This window comes from Nocardia vaccinii NBRC 15922 (assembly GCF_001613305.1).
In the GTDB taxonomy this organism is placed as follows: domain Bacteria; phylum Actinomycetota; class Actinomycetes; order Mycobacteriales; family Mycobacteriaceae; genus Nocardia; species Nocardia vaccinii.
The window spans coordinates 80,953-102,935 of the sequence record NZ_BDCC01000049.1; the positions used below are offsets into that span (position 1 = coordinate 80,953).

Annotated in this window: 18 protein-coding genes; 12 read left to right on the forward strand and 6 right to left on the reverse strand. The window is 63.1% G+C overall.

Annotation, left to right across the window (positions count from 1 at the left end; genetic code table 11):
- Nucleotides 1-72 precede the first annotated feature (72 nt).
- Complete coding sequence (locus tag NV1_RS27815; RefSeq protein WP_373864660.1) at nt 73-1,107, reverse strand: proline iminopeptidase-family hydrolase; 1,035 nt, start codon at nt 1,105-1,107, stop codon at nt 73-75.
- A gap of 461 nt (nt 1,108-1,568) precedes the next feature.
- Here NV1_RS27815 and NV1_RS27820 point away from each other — a divergent pair, with 461 nt between their 5' ends.
- Complete coding sequence (locus NV1_RS27820; protein ID WP_245713959.1) at nt 1,569-2,369, forward strand: ribosome hibernation promotion factor; 801 nt, start codon at nt 1,569-1,571, stop codon at nt 2,367-2,369.
- 368 nt (nt 2,370-2,737) lie between these two features.
- Here NV1_RS27820 and NV1_RS27830 read toward each other — a convergent pair whose 3' ends face one another.
- Genes NV1_RS27830 through NV1_RS27845 form a run of 4 tightly spaced genes read right to left on the reverse strand, consistent with a single transcriptional unit; the run spans nt 2,738 to nt 6,899 of the window.
- The gene (locus tag NV1_RS27830) at nt 2,738-3,832 is read right to left on the reverse strand and encodes an ABC transporter ATP-binding protein (protein ID WP_067897632.1); all 1,095 of its coding nucleotides are present in this window, start codon (nt 3,830-3,832) and stop codon (nt 2,738-2,740) included.
- Between the two features lie 27 nt (nt 3,833-3,859).
- A complete protein-coding gene (locus NV1_RS27835; protein ID WP_067897635.1) occupies nt 3,860-4,744 on the reverse strand; it encodes a carbohydrate ABC transporter permease in 885 nt (294 codons plus the stop codon).
- A complete protein-coding gene (locus NV1_RS27840) occupies nt 4,741-5,586 on the reverse strand; it encodes a carbohydrate ABC transporter permease (RefSeq protein WP_067897638.1) in 846 nt (281 codons plus the stop codon). The genes NV1_RS27835 and NV1_RS27840 overlap by 4 nt, the downstream gene beginning before the upstream one ends.
- A 2-nt stretch (nt 5,587-5,588) precedes the next feature.
- Nucleotides 5,589-6,899 (reverse strand): ABC transporter substrate-binding protein, encoded by a 1,311-nt coding sequence (locus tag NV1_RS27845; RefSeq protein ID WP_067897641.1) that lies wholly within the window; start codon nt 6,897-6,899, stop codon nt 5,589-5,591.
- Nucleotides 6,900-7,020: 121 nt separating this feature from the next.
- Here NV1_RS27845 and NV1_RS46475 point away from each other — a divergent pair, with 121 nt between their 5' ends.
- The 11 genes from NV1_RS46475 (at nt 7,021) to NV1_RS27890 (ending at nt 20,649) form a co-directional block, all read left to right on the forward strand.
- Nucleotides 7,021-7,245: a hypothetical protein gene (locus NV1_RS46475; protein WP_067897644.1), complete on the forward strand. Its 225-nt coding sequence runs from the start codon at nt 7,021-7,023 to the stop codon at nt 7,243-7,245.
- A 370-nt stretch (nt 7,246-7,615) separates the two neighbouring features.
- The gene (locus NV1_RS27855; protein ID WP_084525841.1) at nt 7,616-8,464 is read left to right on the forward strand and encodes a M12 family metallopeptidase; all 849 of its coding nucleotides are present in this window, start codon (nt 7,616-7,618) and stop codon (nt 8,462-8,464) included.
- 341 nt (nt 8,465-8,805) lie between these two features.
- The gene (locus NV1_RS46480) at nt 8,806-8,931 is read left to right on the forward strand and encodes a hypothetical protein (RefSeq protein WP_281181902.1); all 126 of its coding nucleotides are present in this window, start codon (nt 8,806-8,808) and stop codon (nt 8,929-8,931) included.
- A 458-nt stretch (nt 8,932-9,389) separates the two neighbouring features.
- Nucleotides 9,390-12,686: a DUF4185 domain-containing protein gene (locus NV1_RS27860; RefSeq protein WP_084525842.1), complete on the forward strand. Its 3,297-nt coding sequence runs from the start codon at nt 9,390-9,392 to the stop codon at nt 12,684-12,686.
- A 117-nt stretch (nt 12,687-12,803) separates the two neighbouring features.
- The gene (locus NV1_RS27865; protein ID WP_067897654.1) at nt 12,804-14,630 is read left to right on the forward strand and encodes a hypothetical protein; all 1,827 of its coding nucleotides are present in this window, start codon (nt 12,804-12,806) and stop codon (nt 14,628-14,630) included.
- 40 nt (nt 14,631-14,670) lie between these two features.
- Nucleotides 14,671-15,954 carry an N-acetylmuramoyl-L-alanine amidase gene (locus NV1_RS27870; RefSeq protein ID WP_067897656.1) on the forward strand — a complete coding sequence of 428 codons (1,284 nt, stop codon included), beginning with the start codon at nt 14,671-14,673 and terminating at the stop codon, nt 15,952-15,954.
- A gap of 512 nt (nt 15,955-16,466) precedes the next feature.
- Entirely contained in the window at nt 16,467-17,120 is a 654-nt protein-coding gene (locus NV1_RS27875) for an IPT/TIG domain-containing protein (RefSeq protein WP_084525843.1), read from the forward strand.
- 175 nt (nt 17,121-17,295) lie between these two features.
- The gene (locus tag NV1_RS43870) at nt 17,296-17,592 is read left to right on the forward strand and encodes a hypothetical protein (RefSeq protein WP_157117411.1); all 297 of its coding nucleotides are present in this window, start codon (nt 17,296-17,298) and stop codon (nt 17,590-17,592) included.
- A gap of 186 nt (nt 17,593-17,778) precedes the next feature.
- Complete coding sequence (locus NV1_RS27880; protein ID WP_067897663.1) at nt 17,779-18,054, forward strand: hypothetical protein; 276 nt, start codon at nt 17,779-17,781, stop codon at nt 18,052-18,054.
- Between the two features lie 16 nt (nt 18,055-18,070).
- Nucleotides 18,071-19,057: a potassium channel family protein gene (locus tag NV1_RS27885; protein ID WP_067897666.1), complete on the forward strand. Its 987-nt coding sequence runs from the start codon at nt 18,071-18,073 to the stop codon at nt 19,055-19,057.
- A gap of 338 nt (nt 19,058-19,395) precedes the next feature.
- Nucleotides 19,396-20,649: a sensor histidine kinase gene (locus tag NV1_RS27890; protein WP_169813420.1), complete on the forward strand. Its 1,254-nt coding sequence runs from the start codon at nt 19,396-19,398 to the stop codon at nt 20,647-20,649.
- A 97-nt stretch (nt 20,650-20,746) separates the two neighbouring features.
- Here NV1_RS27890 and NV1_RS27895 read toward each other — a convergent pair.
- Nucleotides 20,747-21,983 (reverse strand): IPT/TIG domain-containing protein (locus NV1_RS27895; RefSeq protein WP_067897731.1); only part of this gene is annotated, 1,237 nt, incomplete at its 5' end.

Genomic DNA, 21,983 nt, shown 5'->3' on the forward strand with positions numbered 1-21,983 from the left:
GTTCATGCCTGCCAACCAGGGCTTACGAGAACTTCGTTGTTTTCCGGCGACTGGTCCGCGATGGAGACGGTCTCACCCTTCCACGCCGGCGAGGAACCGGTTCAGCTCGGTGTGGAAGGCGTCCCACTGTTCGGCGAAGCACAGATGCGACGCGTCCTCGATGGTCACCATTCGTGAGCCGGAGATGCGCCGCCGCATATCCTCGAGGTGCGCCGGGCGGCATTCGTCGTGCCGACCGCCGATCAACAGTGTCGGCACGCGGATCTCGCCCAGCCGCTCGGTGACGTCCCATTGCCTCAACGAGCCGGTCACGGTGAACTCGCTGGGCCCGATCATGGTGTGGTAGACGTCGTAGCCCGCCGCCGCGTACGCACGCTCGAGTCCCAGCGGCCAAGGCCGCATCCGGCACACGTGCTTGCGATAGAAGCCCAGCGTCGCGGCCTGATACTCGGGGCAGCCGGTGAACCCGTTCACCTCGTGTTGCCGAATCGTCCGCCGCACCTCGGCGGGTTCGTCCTCGAGTAGTTCCGCACAGTCCTTCGACCACCGGGGCATGCTGGCCGGAGTGCCGACCAGCACCAGGCTCTCCAGCGCCGGGCGTCGATCGAGCGTGTACTGCAGCGCCAGCATTCCGCCCCACGAATTACCGAGGAGATGGACGCGCCTCAGGCCCAGCGCCTCGCGCACGGCCACCAGTTCGGCCACGAACCGGTCCATCGTCCACAGCGAGGTATCGCTCGGCCGGTCGGAGTTGCCACAGCCGAGCTGGTCGTAGAAAATCACCCGGCGCTCGTCGGCCAACTGCGTGAGCGCCTCCAGATAGTCGTGCGGGAACCCGGGCCCGCCATGCAGGCACAGCAGCGGCGTTGCGTGCTCGCCGAGCGACCGGTACCAGACGCGCCCGCCGGGAACCTCGATACGGCCTTCCTCCGAATGCATGCCCGCTCCCTTCGCCGGGTCGGCAATGACATATCCCTGTTCCGAATCCGTGACGCCTTCGATACCTTCACCTCTCACCCGGCAGCCCGCGCCACCGCCCCGCCCGAGCATCCGCGCCTCGGTGCCCAGCGTCAGGCGCCGCTGCCGCCCGTCCGGATGCGGCGGCAAGGCTCGAAGGTCGCCGCCGAGCCCGGCAGCAAAACCGAAAATACCCTTACCACAACATTATTGGCGACAGTCGACGGTTACTTGCCATTTTAGGCCGGTCTCCGACAGCGTGACATGGGGTCTGGTCGGTCCCACCCGCGATAAACGACGGGGTATCGGTCTGTGGCCCGCTTCGGCCTCGCGAAGGGCCCACGCCACGGGCAGGTCCGACAGTCACCCAGCCGGGAAGGCGTTGATCCCGCAACGGTGCGGGCAAGGCGGGTCCTCGGCCGAATGCCGCCCGATCGGGACTTCGGTGTGCCGGGTCGAGGAACTTCGTCCCTTGCCGGGCACCCGGCCGGCACGATGTGCTGGAGTGCGAGCCGAACCGCTGGGACTCCGTAGACCTCCCCGGAGTCGGTCACGATCGAAGGGAAGACGAACCGTCGGAACCCGGCGGAAAATGTAGGCAGGTTGCAGACATGATGCGTCCACGAGCAACGAGTACCGATTCACTGCTACAGGTTTCGATCGGCCACCACATTCCCGCCGGCGCGGCCGACTACGCACGCGAAAAGATCGGCCACGCGCTCACTTTCGCTTCCGAGCCGGTACTGTCCGCACGCGTCCGTATGAGCCGGCGCGGAGATCCCGCGGCCGCGAAACCGATGATCGCCCAGGCGAATGTGAACATGAACGGCCGCGGAATACGAGTCCAAGTCGCCGCTGATACCGCTCCGGAAGCGATCGACCTGCTCGAGGCGCGGTTGAAGGAGCGATTCGAACGATTTGTCCGGCATTGGGAAGGCATCCGCGGTCGTGTCCCGGAGCTGGGGTCCCGCCAGTGGCGCCACGACGCCCCGCCACGGACGCCGCTCTCGTACTTCCCGCGGCCGCGCGCGGAACGTGAGGTGGTGCGGCACAAGTCGTATGCGCTGATCGATGAGACCTGCGAGGAAGCCGCGTTCGACATGGAGATGATGGACTACGACTTCTACCTGTTCACCGAGTCCGGCAGTGGTGTCGACAGTGTGCTGTACCGCAGCGACGACGGCTACCGACTCGCCCAGGTCGAACCATCGCCCGAAGCTGTCGTTTCCGGCAGCGTACCGATCACAGTCAGCCCGGCAGCCGCGCCCGTGACGACCACCGATGGCGCCATCGAAAGGCTCGAACTCACCGGGTGGCCGTTCGTGTTCTTCAACGACCCGGATCGTCACCGTGGCTGTGTCCTCTACCATCGCTACGATGGTCACTACGGGCTACTTACTCCAGCCGAATGAGCGCAGGTTGATTGCCGTGGGCGGGCGCTATGAACATGGGAACCTGCACGCATCAGCGAGCTCGTTCACCAGCGATCGAAATCTCTCCCTCGGGCAGCCAACGTATTCCTGAAACGCTTCATCCGAAGGAACCAGAGTATCCGCCCAGCCCAATGCCGAAATTATGATCACCAACTCCTCGCGAGTCATCTTGACATCGAACTCTTCCTCGACGAACTCGATTCGCATTTCAATACTCCAATTCGAAGAATTGCCAGGCCTTGTGGACCGGCAGTTTCAGGCGACCCCCGGTGGGTGCGAGTGATCCGGGGGCCGGTTCGGCCGGGGTGATGCCGATCGGCCGTTCGCGAAAGAGCTTTGCGGGCGCGCTATTCGCGGTCGGTCGGCAGCAGCAGCCCGGTTTCCGGGTCGTACCAGCGACAGGATCGCCAGGGGAGATGGAGCGACAGCAAAGCGCCGGGTTCGGCGCGGAAGGCCGGTGGCGCTTGAACTTTCACCGTCTGCCCGGCGATGGTGGTGGTGAGCAGGGTGGCGGAGCCGAGGGGTTCGAAAACCTGGAGTTCGGCGTCCACGGCGTGGTCGCGGTGCTCGCCGTTCACGACGATGGACTCGGGGCGGATGCCGAGCCTGATCTCCTTACCCACGAAGCTGGACAGGGCGGCGGGTGCGGGCAGTGATTGGCCGCCCAGGTCGAGCCGGGGGCCGGACTTGCCGGCCGCGATCGTCCCGGTGAGGAAGTTCATGGGCGGGCCGCCGAGGAATCCGCCGACGAATTCCGTTGCGGGATCGTCATATACGTCGGTGGGTGCGCCGCACTGAACCACCACGCCCGCGCGCATGACCGCCACCCGATCGCCCAGCGACAGCGCCTCCACCTGGTCGTGCGTGACATAGATCGTGGTGGTACCGAGCTCGGCGACCAGCTTCTTCAACTCGGCGCGAAACGACATGCGCAGCAGGGCATCCAGATTCGACAACGGCTCGTCCATGAGCAGGACGTCGGCGTCCATCACGATCGCGCGGGCCACCGCGACCCGCTGGCGCTGCCCCCCGGACAGTTTCGCCGGATAGCGATCGAGATACGGTGTGAGCTGCAGCAGTTCGGCAGCCCATGCGACCTTGCGCCGTACCTCGTCGCCTGATACCCCGCGCATGCGCAGCCCGAAACCGATGTTGTCGGAGACCTTTTTGTTGGGGAACACCGCATAGGACTGGAACACCATCGACAGGTTGCGCCGTCGCGGTTCGAGGTAGGTGACGTCCCGGCCGCCGATCACGATCTGCCCCGAGTCCGGCACCTCCAGTCCGGCGATCATCCGCAGCAATGTCGTCTTGCCGCAGCCGGAAGGCCCCAGCAGCACCATGAATTCGCCGTCGGCGATCGCGAGTGAAACGTCGTCGGTGGCGCGGGCCGTGCCGTCTGGATAGGTCTTCACCAGGTCGCGCAGGACCACCTCAGCCATCGCAGATCCCTGTCGTCGGAGAGTCTTTCATCGAAGCGTCGTCCCCCACATGTTCACCAGATAGCGGCGCATCACCAGGATGAACAACAGCGCCGGGATGATCAGCGCGAACCCGCCCGCGAAGCGGTACGGCGCCGACGCCTCCGACAGCGAGGTGAGTACCTGCGCCGGCAGCGTGCGGTGGCCCAGCGTCACGATCGTCGCTCCCAGGATCTCGTTCCAGGACAGCACGAAGGTGAAGATCGACGAGGCCGCCAGCCCCGGAAGCGCCAGCGGCACAACCACTTTGCGGGCGGCCTGCCAGCGCGTGCAGCCGAAGACCCGCGCGGCCTCCTCCAGGTCGGCCGGCACCGCGACGAAGATGCTCGCGGTGATGAGCACGGTGGTCGGCAGGGCCAGTGTGGTGTGCACGAGCGTCACCGCCAGGACGGTGTCGTAGACGTGGGCGTGCAGGAAGATCGTCGCCAACGGAACCGACAGCACCACGATCGGCAACGCCCGCACCAGCAGAATGAAGACCTGATAGGTGTCCTTACCGCGGAACGCGTAGCGCGCCAGCGCATATCCCGCGGGCGCGCCGATCACCAGCGACCAGAACACCGTGTAGACCCCGACCAGCACCGAATTACCGAAGGCGGGCACCGTCCCCGTCGCCCGGAAGAACGACGACAGCGTTTCGCCCGAAAAGTGATCGGGGATCAACGGTTTCGGAAACCTGTCGAGTGTCTCGCGCGAGGACACCGCCGAAAATCCGATGAGTACGATCGGCAACGCCATGAACACCGTTACCATGGTGCACCCCAGTTGGACACCTACGGCTCGCCACCGTCGCCTGCGCAGCGGTGCCCGGTCGACCGGCGGGAGAACCGTTTGCGACTCGGCGGCAACGGTGTTCGGGATCACCTCGCTCATCGTGCACCCCCCGGCTGCCGCACGGTCCGCAGATACAACACCGCAGTGCCGAGCGAAATGACCAGCACGACAAGGGAAACGCAGCTCGCCACCGCGGGATTCTGCAGATTCGAGTACCACTGATAGGTCTCGCCGACCAGCAGCGGGAAATCCCGCCCGGTCAAGGCCTGCGCGACCGCGAAGGCCTGCAGCGCCAGGATGGTTCGCAGGATCAGCGCCGCCTGCAGGCTCGGCCCGAGCAACGGCAGCGTGACGTGCCGCAGCCGCTGCCAGAGGCTCGCGCCGAAAACTTGTGCGGCCTCGTCGTAATCTCGCGGAATCAGCTGCACTCCCGCGATCACGATAACGAACACCAGCGAAGTGGCGCGCCAGATCTCGGCGACCACGACGGCCAACAGCATAGTGCCGGTGTGCTGGTAGCTCAGCCATTGCACCCCGTCGTGAGACAGCCCGAGCCATACCAGCAGCGAATTCAGGTATCCGCGATTGCCGAAGATCGACAGCCACACCAGGCCCGCGGCCAGCTCCGAGATCGCCAGTGGCAGACACCAGAGATAGAAGTGCCCGCCCGCGAATCCGGGCCGGGCCTGCAACAGCAGCGCCATCCCGACGGCGAGCACCAGCTGGATCGGGACGACGATGACGAGCAGCAGCAACGTATTCCGCAGCGCTTTCAGGAAGTACGGATCACCGAACAGACGCTGCCAGTTGGCCAGCGTGAACCCGTGACCGTTTCCGAAGGCGGCCAGCACGCCCTGTAACAGCGGCCAGCCGAACAGCGCCGTCATCAGCACCAGCGAGGGCAGCAGCAGCATCCACGGAGAGCGCAGTCGTGCGGTCATGGCTAGTCCACCCGGCACAGTTCGGCGGCCGGGTCAGGAGCCCAGCACGGCACCTTCAGGTCATCGAGGATGCCTTGCAGCACCCGCGCCTGCTGATCCAGTGTCGATCGAATATCCGCCCCATCCAGCACGATCGAGCGAAAACTGTCTTGGAACACCTTGCTCACCTCACCCTCGCGCCGGCCCAGGCCCACCGGCGGCAGCGAGACGATCGCGTCCGGTGCCTGCTGCTGGCGTTGCACCGCATCGGCCTCGAGTTCGATCGCCGGGGGCAGATCCTGCGGGATCGCCACGCTGACGGCGGGGAAGAAACCATTGGAGCGCAGCAGCGCAATCTGCTTGTCCGGCTGGGTGAATGCGGTGATCGCGCGCTGCGCCAGCTCGAAATCCGGGCAGCCCTTGGGAATAGCCAGCCCGGCCAGCACGGCCATGTAGCCCTGTCCGTGTCTGCCGCGGGGCGCGGGCATCATCCGCCAATTCTGGGGATCGCGTTCGGGCGCGTGCACCAAGCGCACCACGTGATCCCAAGCCATGCGCACCTCGCCGCTCTCGAGCGGCTCCTGCATGAAGTCGTAGGTCGTGCTCGCCGGGACGCAGTTGGCCCACAACTCGCGCAAGTACTCCCAGGCGGTCACGGCCTCGGCGGAACGAAACGTGGTGATCTGACCGCCGGTGAACGACGGCAGCAGATAGCCCTGAGTGAACCTGTGCAACAGCCCTTTCGGGCCCGCGGGCAGGCCCAGCATCGGGCGATTGCCGTTGGCGCGGCGGGCCGCGACGGCCCAGTCGAGAAATTGGTCATAGGTCAGTGCCGCGGCGTCAGCGCCGGAGGGCAGGTGCTCCAGCGCGTCGGCGTGTGCGGCGAGCACGTAACTCGCGGTGGCCCAGGGGATGTACCAGGTGCGGTCGGTGCCGGACTTGGCGAGCTGCAGGTAATCCGTTGACCAGCCGCGGTTTCCGAGATCGATGAGCAGGCCGGTCAAGTCCTGCAGGTATTTCGGGGCCAGTGGGGCCAGGTCGCCGTGCAGCCCGGCGAGCAGCCCGATCTTCGTCGAACCCGCCACCACCTGACTGCGCACCTGCGTCGAGAACGGGCCCTCCTCGACGGTCACGTAGCTGACGCCGGGTGCGGTCCGGCTCAGCAGGGCCCGGAAGCGTTCGGCCTCGTCTGCGGGCCGAAACTGGGTGGACAGCAGGATCATTGCGCCACCGCCGGTAGTGGCGAAGCCGGTACATGCCGCTGCGGTGAGCGCCGCCGCGCCGATACCCGCCGCGTGCAGCAGGGATCTGCGCGTCGTTCCCGGTGGTGGCATCCCTTGCCCCTTGCAGCGCTAACAGTGACATACAGCACGTTGCCAGGGTGGAACTTAAGTGGCGCAAGGGCGATTGTCAAAGGAACCGACAGGAAGGAACAAGCTCGTTACATCGCGGTTCGTGCCGTTCCGAGTGCTCGTCGACAGCAGCCTGTCGCACCTCAGCAGGGCGATACACACCGTACTGATCGCCCAGCCGCACGACGTCGCCGGCCACCTCGTCGGCTACGACAGCCCCACACGGTTCAACCGCGAATACTGCCGCTTGTTCGGAGCCTCACACAGCAAGGACACGGCCCGTCTCCGTGCCGGCATGACCGTACCCATCGCCGACCCGCTGCCATGACAACTGTTTTCCACACCCTGTCCGGACATTTTCGCCGGTTCTGCGGTAGGTGACATTCTCATGACATCTCAACTACCGATATCGATGACTTCATCGATGTTCAACTGTCACGGAAGGTGAACTGGAGTCCGATTCGCGACCCTTGAGAAGTGCGATGCTGGTGACGAAAGGCTCTGGACACAGTTGGAGAACTTCCTGATAGATTTGTGCGAACAGCCTTTTCCCGGCTCACCCCCCCGCGGGAATCGCGCGAGAAACGTACAACTTCACCTCTGGACCTGCTGCGGCGATCGCTGACGCATTGAGTACCAGATCGTGTACCGCACCCAGCGCACCGCACTATGGCTCCTCAATATCAATCGGAGGATTCATGACCGCCCGATCCGAAACCATAGTCTGCACTCCGAAAAGCTTGCCGAGCGACCAATTGCGCGAGGCCGCCCGAGTTGCGATGGATATCAATCCGGCAAATCGTCCTTATTTGCGACCTGTCGCTGGAATAGTCGGCGAGCGCGCGGTGACCAAGGAGTTCATCTGTGCGCTTACATCGAAATACTGGCAGCCCAATGGTGTTCATCTGCAGGTTAGATTCCTGGACACCAACGACAAGGATTTGAAGAACCGGATCATCAGTCATATGAATGCATGGTCCGAGAAGGCGAACATCTCGTTCAAAGCGAGTCAGAGTAATGACGCTCAGGTCAGGATCGCTCGAACACCTGGAGACGGATACTGGTCGTATCTGGGCACGGACATCGGGCAGATCTCCAGTGACGAGCCGACCATGAATCTCGACTCGTTCGGTATGAACACCGACGAGAGCGAATATAAGCGGGTGGTCAGGCATGAAACTGGTCATACGCTGGGCTTCCCGCATGAGCATCTGCGTCGTGAAGTCGTGGACCGTATCGACAAGGATATGGCGGTACGGTACTTTTACGACACGTGCGGCTGGAGCAAGGCAGTGACGATCGCCCAGGTATTGACTCCGCTGGAAGAACTCGAGCTGATCGAAGGCCAGTTGGACACCGAATCAATAATGTGTTATCAGCTTTCCGCATACATAATGAAAGACGGCACCGCCGTTCCCGGAGGACTCGATATCGACAAGTTGGACCGCATCTTCGTGCAGAGGCTCTATCCGATGCCGGCGCGGGGAGACGTGAGAAATAAACAACGGGCGCGTTCGCTGCGCAAACCGCCGGCCGGTGTAACTTGATCATCCCCGCGGTTGGCCATCTCCGCAGGGTTCGGCCCCTGGGGCCCGGGATGGTTACCTCGGTTTTCTCCGGACTCCGCAAGGGGGTTCCGGCCTCGGCGGCTTCAAGGCCTTGACGCCGCCCAGTACGGGTGCGATCGCCCCAGTGTGAAATCTTGTCGCCGGTTCGAGCAGATCGCTCGAGGGTGCCTGACCCTCGGTATCATAGATGAGCCTGTTCAGGGCGTCGTGCATTGCCTGAAGTTCAAACTGCCGGACAGAATGGCGTCGGCTGGACGTACTCGAGGTCCGAATTCGCGTCCCGGAGCCACTTGCCGCCGGGTTGACTCGAAGTGATCGAAATGCATGAACGGGTGATCCGGTTGCCGCCGGACTTGGACCTGTTCATGGCGCCCTACGTGGACGTCTACGCCGGTTCTGCTGAGGAAATGACATTCCTGCAACACTTCGGCCACCGATATCGATGACGTCATCTATGCGCAACTGTCAACGAAAGTAGCCGACACTCCTGGGAACGGCGATGCTTGTGACGAAAGGCTCTGGACACAGTTGGACAGCTCCCTGAGACTTGACCTGCCATGTGGTTCCGGTCATTGCTCAGATCAGGCGCTTCCCGCTGAGCATGGGTGGTTGAGGCCGTTCTGAATTTTGGCGACAGCTGAATAGATCAATATTGAAACACAATCGGGTGCCGAAGGTCTACGGCGACTCCGAATGAACCTGTCTGCAAGGAAAGAAATTCGGCCCAGCCAATGAGTCCGGCAGCGGGATGTGTACGTTCGACTTTCACTCTCCGGACTACGGCGGATACGCCTTCTGATTCTTCCCGGTACCCCTTTCGGTGCTGCTTCCGGCAGCTGACTGAGGCGTGATTCTTGTCGTGATTCCGTAACAAGAGCAACCACCGCCACAAGGAGGGCATGCGATGCATGAGAAGTACTTCCCTCTCGAAGAGGGGAAATGGTCGCTGGTACAGGTGTACAACCCGGATCAACCCCATTATGGAGTGGATCTGGCTGCTGCTTCGAGGACTCCGGTTTATTCGGTGTCCGATGGTGTGATGGCTCATGTGGGGATTCACGACGATGAACCGAGCGGGTACGGGTCGTGGTTGGTGGTGGATTCGCAGCGGCAGTGGGGTCTGGATTTCACCTATGGACATATGCCGCCGACGTCGTTCGTGAATCCGCGGACCGGGCGGACGTGGGAAGTCGGCGATGCGGTGCGGGCCGGTGACAAGATCGCCGAGGTCGGTTCGGAGGGGGGCTCGACCGGTCCGCATCTGCATTTCGAGGTGTCCGGTCCTCCCGGACGGTTCGGTGGCCGGTGGCTGGATCCGATGAGCGCGTGGTTGGACACGGCGGTAAATCCGGTCCATGCGCATTTGCGGCCGTCGGCCGCACCGTTGGCGGCCGCGCAGCCTGGTGTCGGGTCGGCCGACGGAAGTCTCGTGGGTAAGCAGTTGGCCGATTACTCCGCTGGAGTTCCTTCCGCGGCGGCGTTGAAAGGCGCCGGGTTCGTCGGTGCGGTGCGGTATGTGTCGGATCCGCGTGAGGGGTGGATGAGGGGTAAGCCGTTGAGCCGGGCCGAGGCCGACGATCTGCGCAACAGCGGCATGGTGGTGGTGTCGAATTACCAGTTCGCCAAGGGTGGCAGTGATACTTCGGATTGGATCCGCGGCTACGAGGGCGGCCGCCAGGACGCTGTGCGTGCACAACAGCTGCACGAAGCGGCCGGCGGGCATCGTGAGGGTGTCATCTACGTGTCGGTGGACGCGAACCCGAATCAGTGGGAGTGGGACAACCAGGTCAAGCCGTATTTGACGGCGTGGCAGGAAATTCTGGGCCGGGAACGATTGGGTGTGTACTGCAATGCCCGGGTGATCGATTGGTGCGACCGCGATGGGATCGGCACGTATTACTGGCAGCACAACTGGTCCGGTGATACCTCGATCAATGGTGATCATCCCAAGGCGCATATCCACCAGTTCGAGATCGACAAGGCCAGCGCCGACGGTGTGGGTGTCGATCGCAGCGTCATCCTGAAACCGAACTTCGGACAGTGGGGCAGAGAGACCGCGCCCGCTGGTGAACAGCTCCCGCCGGCCCCCGCGGTGAAATCGCCAGGGGGATATGCGGTCGCGGACGGGTTGGGGCTCGGGTGTGGGTACAACGCGGGTCACGGGCAGCGATTGCGGATCTACATCCATACCACCGAGAACCAGGACTGGATCGGCACCGCCGAGGCGGTGGCGAACTACCAGGCCAATACCCAGGACAGCAGTTACCACGACATCATCGACGACACCCACATCCTCAACGCCGTGCCGTACCAGCACACGGCGTGGAGCATTCTGTCCGACAACCCGGTCTCGATCAACATCGCGCTGGTCTGCACCTCGGGGACGGTCGGACAGTGGAGCGGGAACAACCCGAACGTCGAAGGCAAACCGAAGACTCGCGAGCAGTGGCTCGAACACGAGGCGATGTTGGACATGCTCGCCTGGGATCTGGCTCAGCACTCCCGTCGGGAACGGATTCCGCTGGAGCGGGTCGATATCGAGGGCGTCGGTCAGAACAAGCCCGGGGTGTCGAGCCACAACAACTACTCGTACGGGTCCAGAAAACTCAAGGGTTATCAGGACGGGTCGCATTGGGATGTGCCCGACACTTTCCCGTACGACGTCGTGCTCGCGGCGGCGTGCGCCTACGCCGGACAACCCATACAGCCGCCGAAACCTCCCGATATGGATGTCTATCCGCTGCGATGGGACGGGATCCGCGAATGCTGGGGACCGCTGGAGGGCCCGGACTGGTGTGTCAGCAACCGGTACGGCACCGAGTCGCAGGCGAGCAAGGATGGTTTGAAGCGCTGGCAGGAAGCACTGGGTATTCCGGGCACCGGTGTATACGACGATGCCACCAAGGACGCGGCAACTCGCATGCAGCAACTCAAACAATGGCGACCCCACCCGGATTACGGTTACGGACTGGTGTGGAAGGGGGAGTGGGACGCGGTCATCCGCGAAGGCTGGCGGTTCCCCGCAGCGGCAACCCTGCCCACGCTCGCACCGATCCCGGCGTCGGCCGCTCCTATCGACCCGGGCCCCAAAACCCAGAGAAGCAAGAAGATCGCCGATGTGACGGGTCCCGGCCATACGGACCGCTTCGGTATCGGCGGCACTGATCTGGGCGTCATGTGCAGGACACCATCCGGGCGCATTCTGGCGGTCTTCGGCGACACATTCCTCAACCCGGGCGTCGGGGGACCGGACTGGCGGTCACCGGTCGGGTTGTTGAGCGACACCACCAGTCTCGACCGAGGAATCGGATGGAACGAGGCGTGTGGAGACGATCCTCGATACGCTCGTCAGCTCCTGCCCTATTCCCACGAGACCGGGGAATACACCACCATCCTGCCTTCGGACGTGGTCACCATCGGCGACAAGATCTATCTGCATGTCATGGTGAACAAAGGTTTACACAACGTCATCCGCACCGAGCTGTGGCGCTCCGACGACGACGGCAGACACTGGACCAACACCGGCGTGCGCTTCCCCGGGGACCTGCACCACAACCTGGCCCAACTGATCACCTGGGACTGCCACCCCAACGGCTGGGTCTACATAATGTCCACCAGCTTCACCCGCGACGCCCCGCTGATCCTGCGCCGCGTACCACACGATCAGATCGAGAACCCGGACGCCTACGAAGGCTGGGGCTGGGCCAATGGCAGCTGGAACTGGGGCAACCCACCTACTCCGATCCTCGAGGGTGTCACCTCCGGGGAGAAATTCGGAGAGATGTGCCTGCGCTACATCCAGGGCCAATGGGTACTGGTGAACTTCGATGCCAGCTCCAGCGGCGGCTACGACATCGACGTGCGCGTGTTCGAGAACATCACCGACAATCTCTACGCCGCCCGCAAATCCTCGCCCATCCGCGGCACGGCCTGGGGTATGGAAGGTGACGACGCGGTCGCCCAACTCTACGGTCCCAGCATCGTTCCGGGATCGACGCTCGACGGCGGATTCCACATCTTCGTCAGCCAATGGAATACCGGCGTCGCCAACGGCTGGCCCTACCGGGCCATGCAATTCAAGATCCCCGTCGACCCCGTCGTACCACCGGTCCGTGCCGCCGCCGGAACCGAACCGATGGAACCGCGAGCAGAAAAAGTGGTTCAGCAGGTACTCGAACAATTCCGGGTACCAAGTGGTTAGCCATGCCGAACTGCAAGACAGCCGATGACCGACAGCGCCCGCGACCGGCTCCAGGTGGCGGCGCTGTCGGTCACGGGCGAAATCGGACCGCTACTTCACCAGCGAAGGGGATAGCAGGTGGACACCGAAACGAAGATCGATGAGACATTGGCCCACCGCCTCTCCGAGGCCCTCTGGGTGGTATGGCGCCAGGAGACGAGAACCGGTCGACGTACCGATGGTAGTGATCGACGGCGTTTAGGTGTCGCCCGTTGGATAACAGATGACGACCATCTCGCCAAAGCGATCGCGGCCGAACTCGACGGTCTGTTCGAGCGTGACGGCCAGCTGGTCGAACTCATGGAATCCGCAAAGGGCCCCGAGGGGCGGAAGCGGCTCGAGCATCATATCGAAGAAAGATTACGGCAGGAGGACAAGCGCCATTTACGTCAATCACTGTTGGAGCTTATATCGTATTGCGGCGAATACCAGAAGAGCGGAACCATCCTGGAGAAGAGGACCCGTGAACCGACGAAGCGGATCGGCAGGCTGGAACTATGGCTGTATCGCCGGAGCCGCCGACCCAAGGCGTGGCTCGAGCGGCAGATCCCGCTCATCCTGATGCATGCTCTCATCGCGGTACCGATCGTTGTCGCCCTGGTGGCCGTGCCAGGTGGTGCGGCAGGAACCGGACATTCCACCGGCAACAGTGGCGCCGATATTGCTACCGCGCTCATGAAGATATTTGCGATAGGAGTTCTGTCCTTCCTTCCGCCATGGCTGTACATTCGTTTCCTGCGGCAGCGTGCGACATCTCTGTGGAACGAGTACGTGATCTATCTTCATCGTCTCGGAATGGACGAACCTCAAAATCTTCCGAGGCCGCCCAGATCATCTGAATTCTGGGATCCATGGCTCTACAGCGGCGGATATCTCCAGGACGAGAAGAGCAATCTGTACCGTCAGAAATTCGATGCGTTCTATGGCTCCTCTGCGGCATCGTCGGCCACGGATACAGGCTCGCCGGTGAAGGTGGAGTCATTGTTTCCCATATTCCTGACGACAGCCGTCCTGGCCGTCTGTTGGACGGCTGTCATGTGGAATTTAGATTTCGTCGTCAACCTCGAAACAAGAAATTTCTGGTCGTTTTTGAAATTCGGCTTCCTCGGTGCGTATTTCTTTACGTCGCAAAGTCTCATCCGGCGATATTTCCAGGCTGACCTGCGTCCGAGCGCCTACGCCTCGTTGTTGCTCCGAATCATCATCGTCTTTCTGATCTTGGCAGTGGTATACCCGCTGACCGGAACCATTTCGCGATACGTCCTGGCAGCTACTGCGTTCGTAATCGGATGGTTTCCCATAGCTGGGGAATATGCGATACGGCGAGCCACGATGAGAAGCCTGGGTAAGACCACTCCGACTGCTACCCGAGATTATTCTCTGAATCGAATAGACGGTCTCAATGTATGGTATGCCTATCGGCTCGTCGAAGAAGGTATCGAAGACATGCAGAGTCTCGTCACGGCCAACCTCGTCGACTTGATACTCCATACCAGAGTTCCGGTGGGCAGGTTGGTGGATTGGATCGACCAAGCGCAACTGTATCTCCATTTACCTCCTGAAAACAAAAAGGGGGTCGGTGGTGACTCCGGGGACGTCGGCCCGGAGTTGTCGCGACGAAAGCTGCGCGAATACGGCATTCGCACGGCCACGGACGTGCTGAACACGTTCGGCAGTCACAGGGATGGCGAAGAATATCCGGCTGTTCCGAAACCGGCCGAACTCGACAGCAAGAAGCTCGGAATTCTCGTCCATGTACTGGAGGAGAGTTCTGATTTGAGCCCGATCGAAAAGTGGCAGCGCGGCAGCGCGGACTTCCGCAGAGAACACGGCGAGGATCCGCCACCGCGGAAACTGACACCCCAGCTGGGGCAAGTCTATTCCACCGGCCACTCACCGAAATAGTCGGCAAGTGCGAGAAGAATCACCGAAAGTGAGGTGCGGCATGAGCAAGGACGACTACGCGCGCGCTATCATCGAGGAAGGTCGGCGTATGGGTATCGCGCCGCGGGGCATTGTTATCGCCCTGGCAACTGCCCTGGTCGAATCCGATTTGGTGATGTACGCGAATTCGAATGACCCGGAATCTCTCAACTACCCGCACGAGAAGCTCAGCTACGATGCGAATAGTTGTGGTCTGTTCCAGCAGCGTGATCCGTGGTGGGGCACGGCCGCGGACAGGATGGATCCGGCACGAAGCGCGCGGATGTTCTACAACGAGTTGCAGAAGCTGGACTACAACGACACCTCGTGCTCTCCCGGCTGGTACGCCCAGGAGGTGCAGAAATCTGCATATCCGGGTAGATACGACCAGCGGATGAGCGAAGCGCAAGAACTCTACGACCGCTTGGCGGGAACGCCTACTGCACGAGAAGTACCCGCAGGCAAGCCGGAATATACGGAGATCGACCGTATGGGAAATTCGCGGGATATGCGAAGCCGCCCGCTGACCAACTTCCTCTTGCATACCGAGGAGGGCGATTCATCTGCTGAAGGCCTGGCCGGATACCTGAATAATACGAATAACGGCGTATCGTACCACTACACGCTACGAGATGGAATTCTGGTAGATGTAGTCGACACCGATTACGCATCGTGGTCGGCGTTGAACGCTAATGCCTTCACCCTCAATCTGTGTTTCGCCGGCTCACATGCTGCGTGGTCTCGTGACGAATGGATGCAGCGCGAACGCGACATCGAAATCGCGTCATATATCGCCGTTCAGGACTGCCATAAGTACGGCATTCCACTTCAGGTAATCAAGCCGCCCTATGTCCAGGCGTCGGGAATCACGGATCATCGCTACGTCACCCAGTGTCTCGGCATCGGGACCCATACCGATGTGGGTGACGGATTTCCATGGGATGTGTTCGAAAACTATGTGAACAAATGGTCGGGTGTCTCGGCGCCCGTGGTCACTGGAGGTGAAGATATGGCGTGGGGCGAAATCATTCACAATTTCAATGGTCAGCCGGTCAGCCGGGAGGACATGATCAAATACATGGACGCACGCCTGGAACGGGTGGAGCGGATGGTTGTCGCCCTGCTCGACCAGGTGGCGGGCGCCGGGGCCGGAACCGCCGTGGCGCAGGGGCGGCCGGCCAAGTTCGAGGGATTTTCCGAAGGAGGTAACCGGTCACTGTACGACCTGGCCTCGGCACTCGGTGCCGAGCGCGGCATCGCGGGATGCAAAGACGTGAAGTCGAGCACCTTGGTCGACGCGCACTGATTTTCGAAAGGTGCCGGCAATGGTCGAGACTGTTGCCGGCACCAAGTCACGTCGTGGTCGGTCGGCGAAAGCCTCCGCTGCACAACCTGATTCCTCCTTCGGGACAGTGGATGGCCGGCTTCGATCACCTGTTTCGATCGTGCGAATTACAGTGAGCGCGGGAACCGTTGCGGGCCTGACTGTTTCGAGTGTGGCCAATGGTGTGATCGGGGCTGGGCGACGGCGGAGGAGGGGTGCGGTCGATATGCCTGTGTCCGAGGTCAGCCGGGCAGTGCACGAAAATCGTTGCCGCCAACGCTGAATCTCGGCCGCCGCGGCTTTGGTGCGACGCATCTGATTCGCAGGCGGCGCACCCGCCGGCATCGCAGCTCCGAAACCGTACGAAAACGAACCATGGAACGGTTGTCGAAATACCTTCGCTGGAGAGTTACTGAATATGGCTGACCCGTGACAAGATCGAGAGCCGTTGTCGCGCAACCATTTCAGTCCTCGCGAGCGTTAGGAAGAATACGATGGCACCTCTAATTGTGTCACTTACCCCCTCGTCCGGCCCCGAGGCGGGGTTCAACTCCGTGGTGATTGCCGGCTCCGGGTTCGGTGATGCCGGCCCACTGACGGTGGTTTTCGGCACGACGGCAACGACATTCACCATCGACTCCGACACTCGGATCTCGGCCATCGCCCCGCCGGGGACCGGCACGGTGGACGTCACGGTCACCGCACTGCTGGACGGCACGAGCAACGCGATGCCCTACACCTACAACGCTCCTGCCGAGGGTCTCATCTATGTCAGCGACGGCATAGACACGGTGTATTCGATACCGGCCGCCGGCGGCACGGCGACCCCGGTGGTGTCCGGCCTGAGTCGACCCATGGGAATTGCCCGCGTAGAAAGCACCCTCTACGTGGCGGAATTCGCAGCCAACCGGGTGGTGTCGGTGCCGACAACCGGCGGCGCGGTGACCCCCGTGGTCCCACCGGACGGTGGCCAGGGGGAGCGTTTCGCTGCGAGCGGCCTGTCCGGCCCTACCGACGTCAAGGTTTCGGGTAGAAGGCTGTACATCACCGACAGCGGAAATTTGCGGGTGGTATCCGCGCCGATCGGTGGAGGGAACCCCACCTTGGTCGCCGGTGGTCTTACTGGCGCATCCGGCATCGCAATCTGAGCTGATCATCAGGACCGCAGCGGAGTCCGCATCCGGAGCGCAAGGGGTCCCCGTGGGCCGGTAAGCGCCACGCTGCCCCGGATGCGGCAGTCCAGCCGGCGGTCTCACATCTGCCCTGATGCAGCAACGCGCGTACCGTCCTCACGGCCGCGCTAGCAGTCGACAGCCGGCCACCGTGCTCGGGATTTCGATCATCGAGTGCTGGTGGGAAGCGCTTGACGACAGCGTGGTCGCAATGGTGGGTAGGTCCGCCAACACCGATGTGGTGGCTCGCGATCCGGTTCCCGCATTCGGCATTTATCAGTCGTCCGGCGTGAATGGTCAGTCGCCGGAAGTGGATTCGGGCAGGAATCGACGATTGACTGGTGGTGGGAGGGCTGCGCGGCGGTGGGCGATCGTGCTGGATTGCGCCGGGAAGGGATTGTGGCAAGGCAGTTTTCGTCGACGCAACAGGTACCCGGTCCGCAAGTGATGGAAGCCGGCAGCGGCGTTGGCCACGTTCCGTTCGTGCGATTCGCTCCGAGTCGTGTGCCGTTCGCCGTGGTGTACCGGAGTCCTCGATGCCGGGGACGGAAGGCTCTGTGACAGCCGCGCCGAGCACGGAAGCGTAGCGGGTACGGGCCGTGACTGGGCGGTCCGGGCATCGAAGGAGAAACCGGTGAGCAGTACTTTTTCGCAGCCGCCGTATCACAACCGGCCCGGGGAAAGCATCGCAGACATTCTCAGCGTGCCCATCGTACTGTTGTTTCTCGTCGGTGGCGCTGGTGCGGGCCTGGCGCTGATCAGTGCGGCAGAGCACGCTTACGGTTGGGCCGCGCTGGCCGGCGGTGTCGGTGCTGTGTGCTTCTTCGCGGCGATCACTCTGATCGTGCTCGAACACCAAAAGCTCAGCCGTCGCGAACACCGGGTCCGGCCGCCATGGAACAGCCGGTGAGACGCGGCACACTCATATGAGCCCATTGCGACGCCTCGCTCGCGTGCTGGTGGCGTTCGTGTTGGTGACACTGGCGGGCACCGGCGGTTACAAGCTGCTGGGATTCGGTTTCCTGGATGCGCTCTATCAGACGGTCACAACGATATCGACGGTCGGATTCCGCGAGATCCATCCACTGAACGCGTCGGGCAAGATATTCACCATGGTGCTGATCCTGGTCGGCGCCGGCACTCTTTTCTACATGTTCGGGGTCCTGCTCGAGGTTCTCATCGACGGGCACCTACGGCGCCACTTGGAGCGGAGGCGAATGAATCGCCGAATAGAACGCATGCGTGGTCACGTCATCGTGTGCGGCTGGGGACGAGTCGGCCGCTCTACTGCGCAATACCTGAGCAGTCTCGGCCGTTCGATCGTGGTCATAGATCGCGAGCCCGAACGGTTGCAGGGCCTCGAATTCGAATACATCCCGGGCGATGTGACCGACGACAGCGTCCTCGGTGTGGCGGGTATCGAGCATGCATATGCTTTGATCGCGGCGCTCGACAGCGATGCCGACAACGTCTATGTGACGCTATCGGCCAGATCCCGGCGCCCGGATCTGGTGATTATCGCACGAGCGCGCAACGAGAACTCCGAGTCGATCCTGCTTCGCGCCGGAGCGAATCGGGCTGTCAATCCGCAATTGATCGGAGGCCGCCGGATGGCGGCATTCGCGTTGCAGCCCAACGTGGCCGAGTTCCTCGACGTTGTCATGCACGATGAGAATCTCGAATACCGCATCGAGGAGATTGTGATCAACGCCGAGTCACCGCTGATCGGCCGTTCTCTGACCGATACCGCGCTACGCACCGCCACCGCGGCACTGGTGCTCGCCCTGCGAACACCCAGCGGCCGGTTCATCGCCAACCCCGCGGACGATACCCGAATTACCCCCGGCACAATTCTGATCGTTTTGGGTACTGCGAGCCAACTGGACTCCGTGCGCAGCTTGACCGGGAACTGAGCCATTCTCCCGGCCGGCTCCCTGCGAGATTCGTCATCTCCGCGCCAGGCTCGGGACTGTCCCGAGCCGAACTCGATTTCGCTGCTGCCTGTGTAGCCGACGATAACCGGATTCTGCCGCAACGCCGCAGCGACGGCGCCCGTCGGGTTCGACCGGCGGTGCGACATGTACGCGGTAGCCCGCGATGACCGGCGCACTGTGCTGTCTCGCCGTGCGCCTCTTGACGTTTGTGTCTGGATAGACGACCGTGATCCGGGTGCCTGGCGCAACGAGTGTCTTTCATCTCTAGACTGTGGTGTTGTAGCCGACTATTTGCCTCCATGGAGGAGGGCGCTGTCGTGACTGGTTTTCCGGATCACCACCGGGTGCTTGGATCGGCCGGTAGCGGGGGCGGCCTGGTGCGCGAGACGCTGTCGCAACTGCGGTTGGGGGAGTTGCTGAACGAGGTGCCGATCCATATCCGGGAGGCCGCACGAGCACGTCGAGCGTGGATCGCCGCCATCGCGGATCTCACTACCGCATTCCTGACTGCCGCCGACCCCGACCGGGTGCTCGGCCAGGTCGTCGACCGTGCCCGTGAGCTGTCGGGCTCCGATCGCGCGTGGCTGGCGACCTGCCCCGACCCAGACCTGCCGTCTGCCGAGGTCACCGACCTGGCCATTACACACTGGGCAGGACCGGGCAGCCATTCAGCCCGAGTCCCGATCGCGGGTACTGTCCTGGCCGATGTGTTCGGCCACCACACCCCGCGGGCATTCGACAGCATCGACGCCGAGCTCTCCGCGACCGGGCTGCCGTTGTGCGGCGGACCGGCACTGCTGGTGCCCCTGTATACCGAGAACACCGCACTCGGTGTTCTGGTGGTCGAACGCGACCCGGCACGGTCGCCATATCCGGCCGACACCGCGCGGCTGACAGCGACGTTCGCCGGGCAGGCGGCGCTGGCGATGCAGTTGTCCTCCGCCCAGCAGCAGATGCGAGAGCTGCAAGTGTTGTCCGATCGTGACCGCATCGCCCGCGACTTGCATGATCACGTCATTCAGCGCTTGTTCGGCATCGGATTGGCCGGACACAGCATTGCCGCTCGCATCCGCGACCCCGAATTGCGGCAGCGACAGGCGGCACTGATCGACGATCTGCAAGAGGTCATCACCGAGATCCGCACCGTGATCTTCGACCTGCATCGCGGCGACACCACTCCGACCCGCCTTCGGCAACGTCTCGATGATGCAGTCCGCGACCCCACCATCGATACCGGTATCGCCACCCAGCTACGGGTGGCCGGGGCACTGTCGGCAATCGGTCCCGCCTTGGCCGATCACGCCGAAGCCGTGGTTCGCGAAACGGTATGCAATGTGGTCCGTCACGCTCATGCCGATAGCCTTACCGTCGAGGTCACCGTCGATGACCGTCTCACCATTGTCGTGGAAGACGACGGGGTCGGTATCCCGGACGCCGTCACCCCCAGCGGTCTGACCAACCTGGCGCAGCGGGCCGCGACTGCCGGCGGTCGATGCGAATATGGCACGGCGACCCGACCGGGCAGCCGTGGTCCCGGTACCCGAGTGTGCTGGAGCGTTCCACTGCCGTAGGGAGGGAACCAGGCTGAACCGACTCGCGCGAGGCCCTTCATGCGACGGGGGCCGCCGGTGGGCATCGGCCCACCGACGGCCCCCGTCGGGTCCGCTGTCAGACGTAGAGGAAAGCGAGACCGTTACTGGTGCCACCTGCGGTCGTGGCAGTGATCAGCGCTGTCCCGGCCACCCCCGCCGGGCTGACGGCGGTGATCTGGGTGGCGGAGTCGACGCTGAACGAGGTCGCCGGTGTGCCACCGAAATCCACCGCGGTCGCACCGGTCAGGTCCGTCCCGGTGAGGACGACGGTCGTCCCACCGGCGACCGAACCGGTGGCCGGCACTGCCAGAACCAGGGCAGGAACCGCGGCATAGGTGAAGGAGACACCGTCGACCGTTCCTCCGGGTGTGGTGACGGTGACCAGGACGGTCCCTGCCGTTCCGGCGGGGGCGACCGCGGTGATCTGGGTGCCGGAGTCGACCGTGAACGAGGTCGCCGGTGTGCCACCGAAATTCACCGCCGTCGCGCCGATCAAGCCCGTCCCGGTGAGCACGACCGTCGTCCCTCCGGCGACCGGTCCCACGTTCGGCACCGCCGAGATCAGGGTAGGAACCACCTCATAGGTGTACGAGACACTGTTGCTGGTTCCGCCCGCGGTCGTGACGGTGACGAGCGCCGTCCCGGCTGTCCCGGCAGGGGCGATTGCCGTGATCTGGGTCGCGGAGTCGACGGCGAACGCGATCGCCGGTATACCACCGAAACTGACCCCGGTGGCGCCTGTCAGGCCCGTTCCGGTCAGGGTCACGGTGGTCCCGCCGGTCACCGGGCCTGAGCTCGGAACAACCGACGTCAGCGCGGGAACGGGGGCATAGGTGAAGGAGACACCATCACCGGTACCGCCTGCGGTGGTAACCGTGACCAGCACCGTCCCGGCCGTCCCTGCGGGCGTGACGGCGGTGATCTGGGTGGCGGAGTCGATGGTGAACGAGGTCGCCGGTGTGCCACCGAAATTCACCGCCGTCGCACCTGTGAGGGCCGTCCCGGTCAGTATGACGGTCGTCCCACCGACGACCGGCCCCGCGTTGGGAACGATGGCGGTCAGGGCAGGCACGGCGAGATAGGTGTAGCCGACGCCGTTGCTCGTTCCGCCCACGGTGGTGACCGTGACTTGCACCGTTCCCGCCGCGCCTGCCGGCGCGACCGCGGTGATCTGGATGTCGGAGTCGACGAGGAACGAAGTCGCCGGTGTCCCACCGAAACTCACCGACGTCGCGCCGGTCAGATTCGTCCCGGTCAGTACGACCGTCGTGCCGCCTGCGACCGGACCGACGTTCGGTACCACCGTGGTGAGC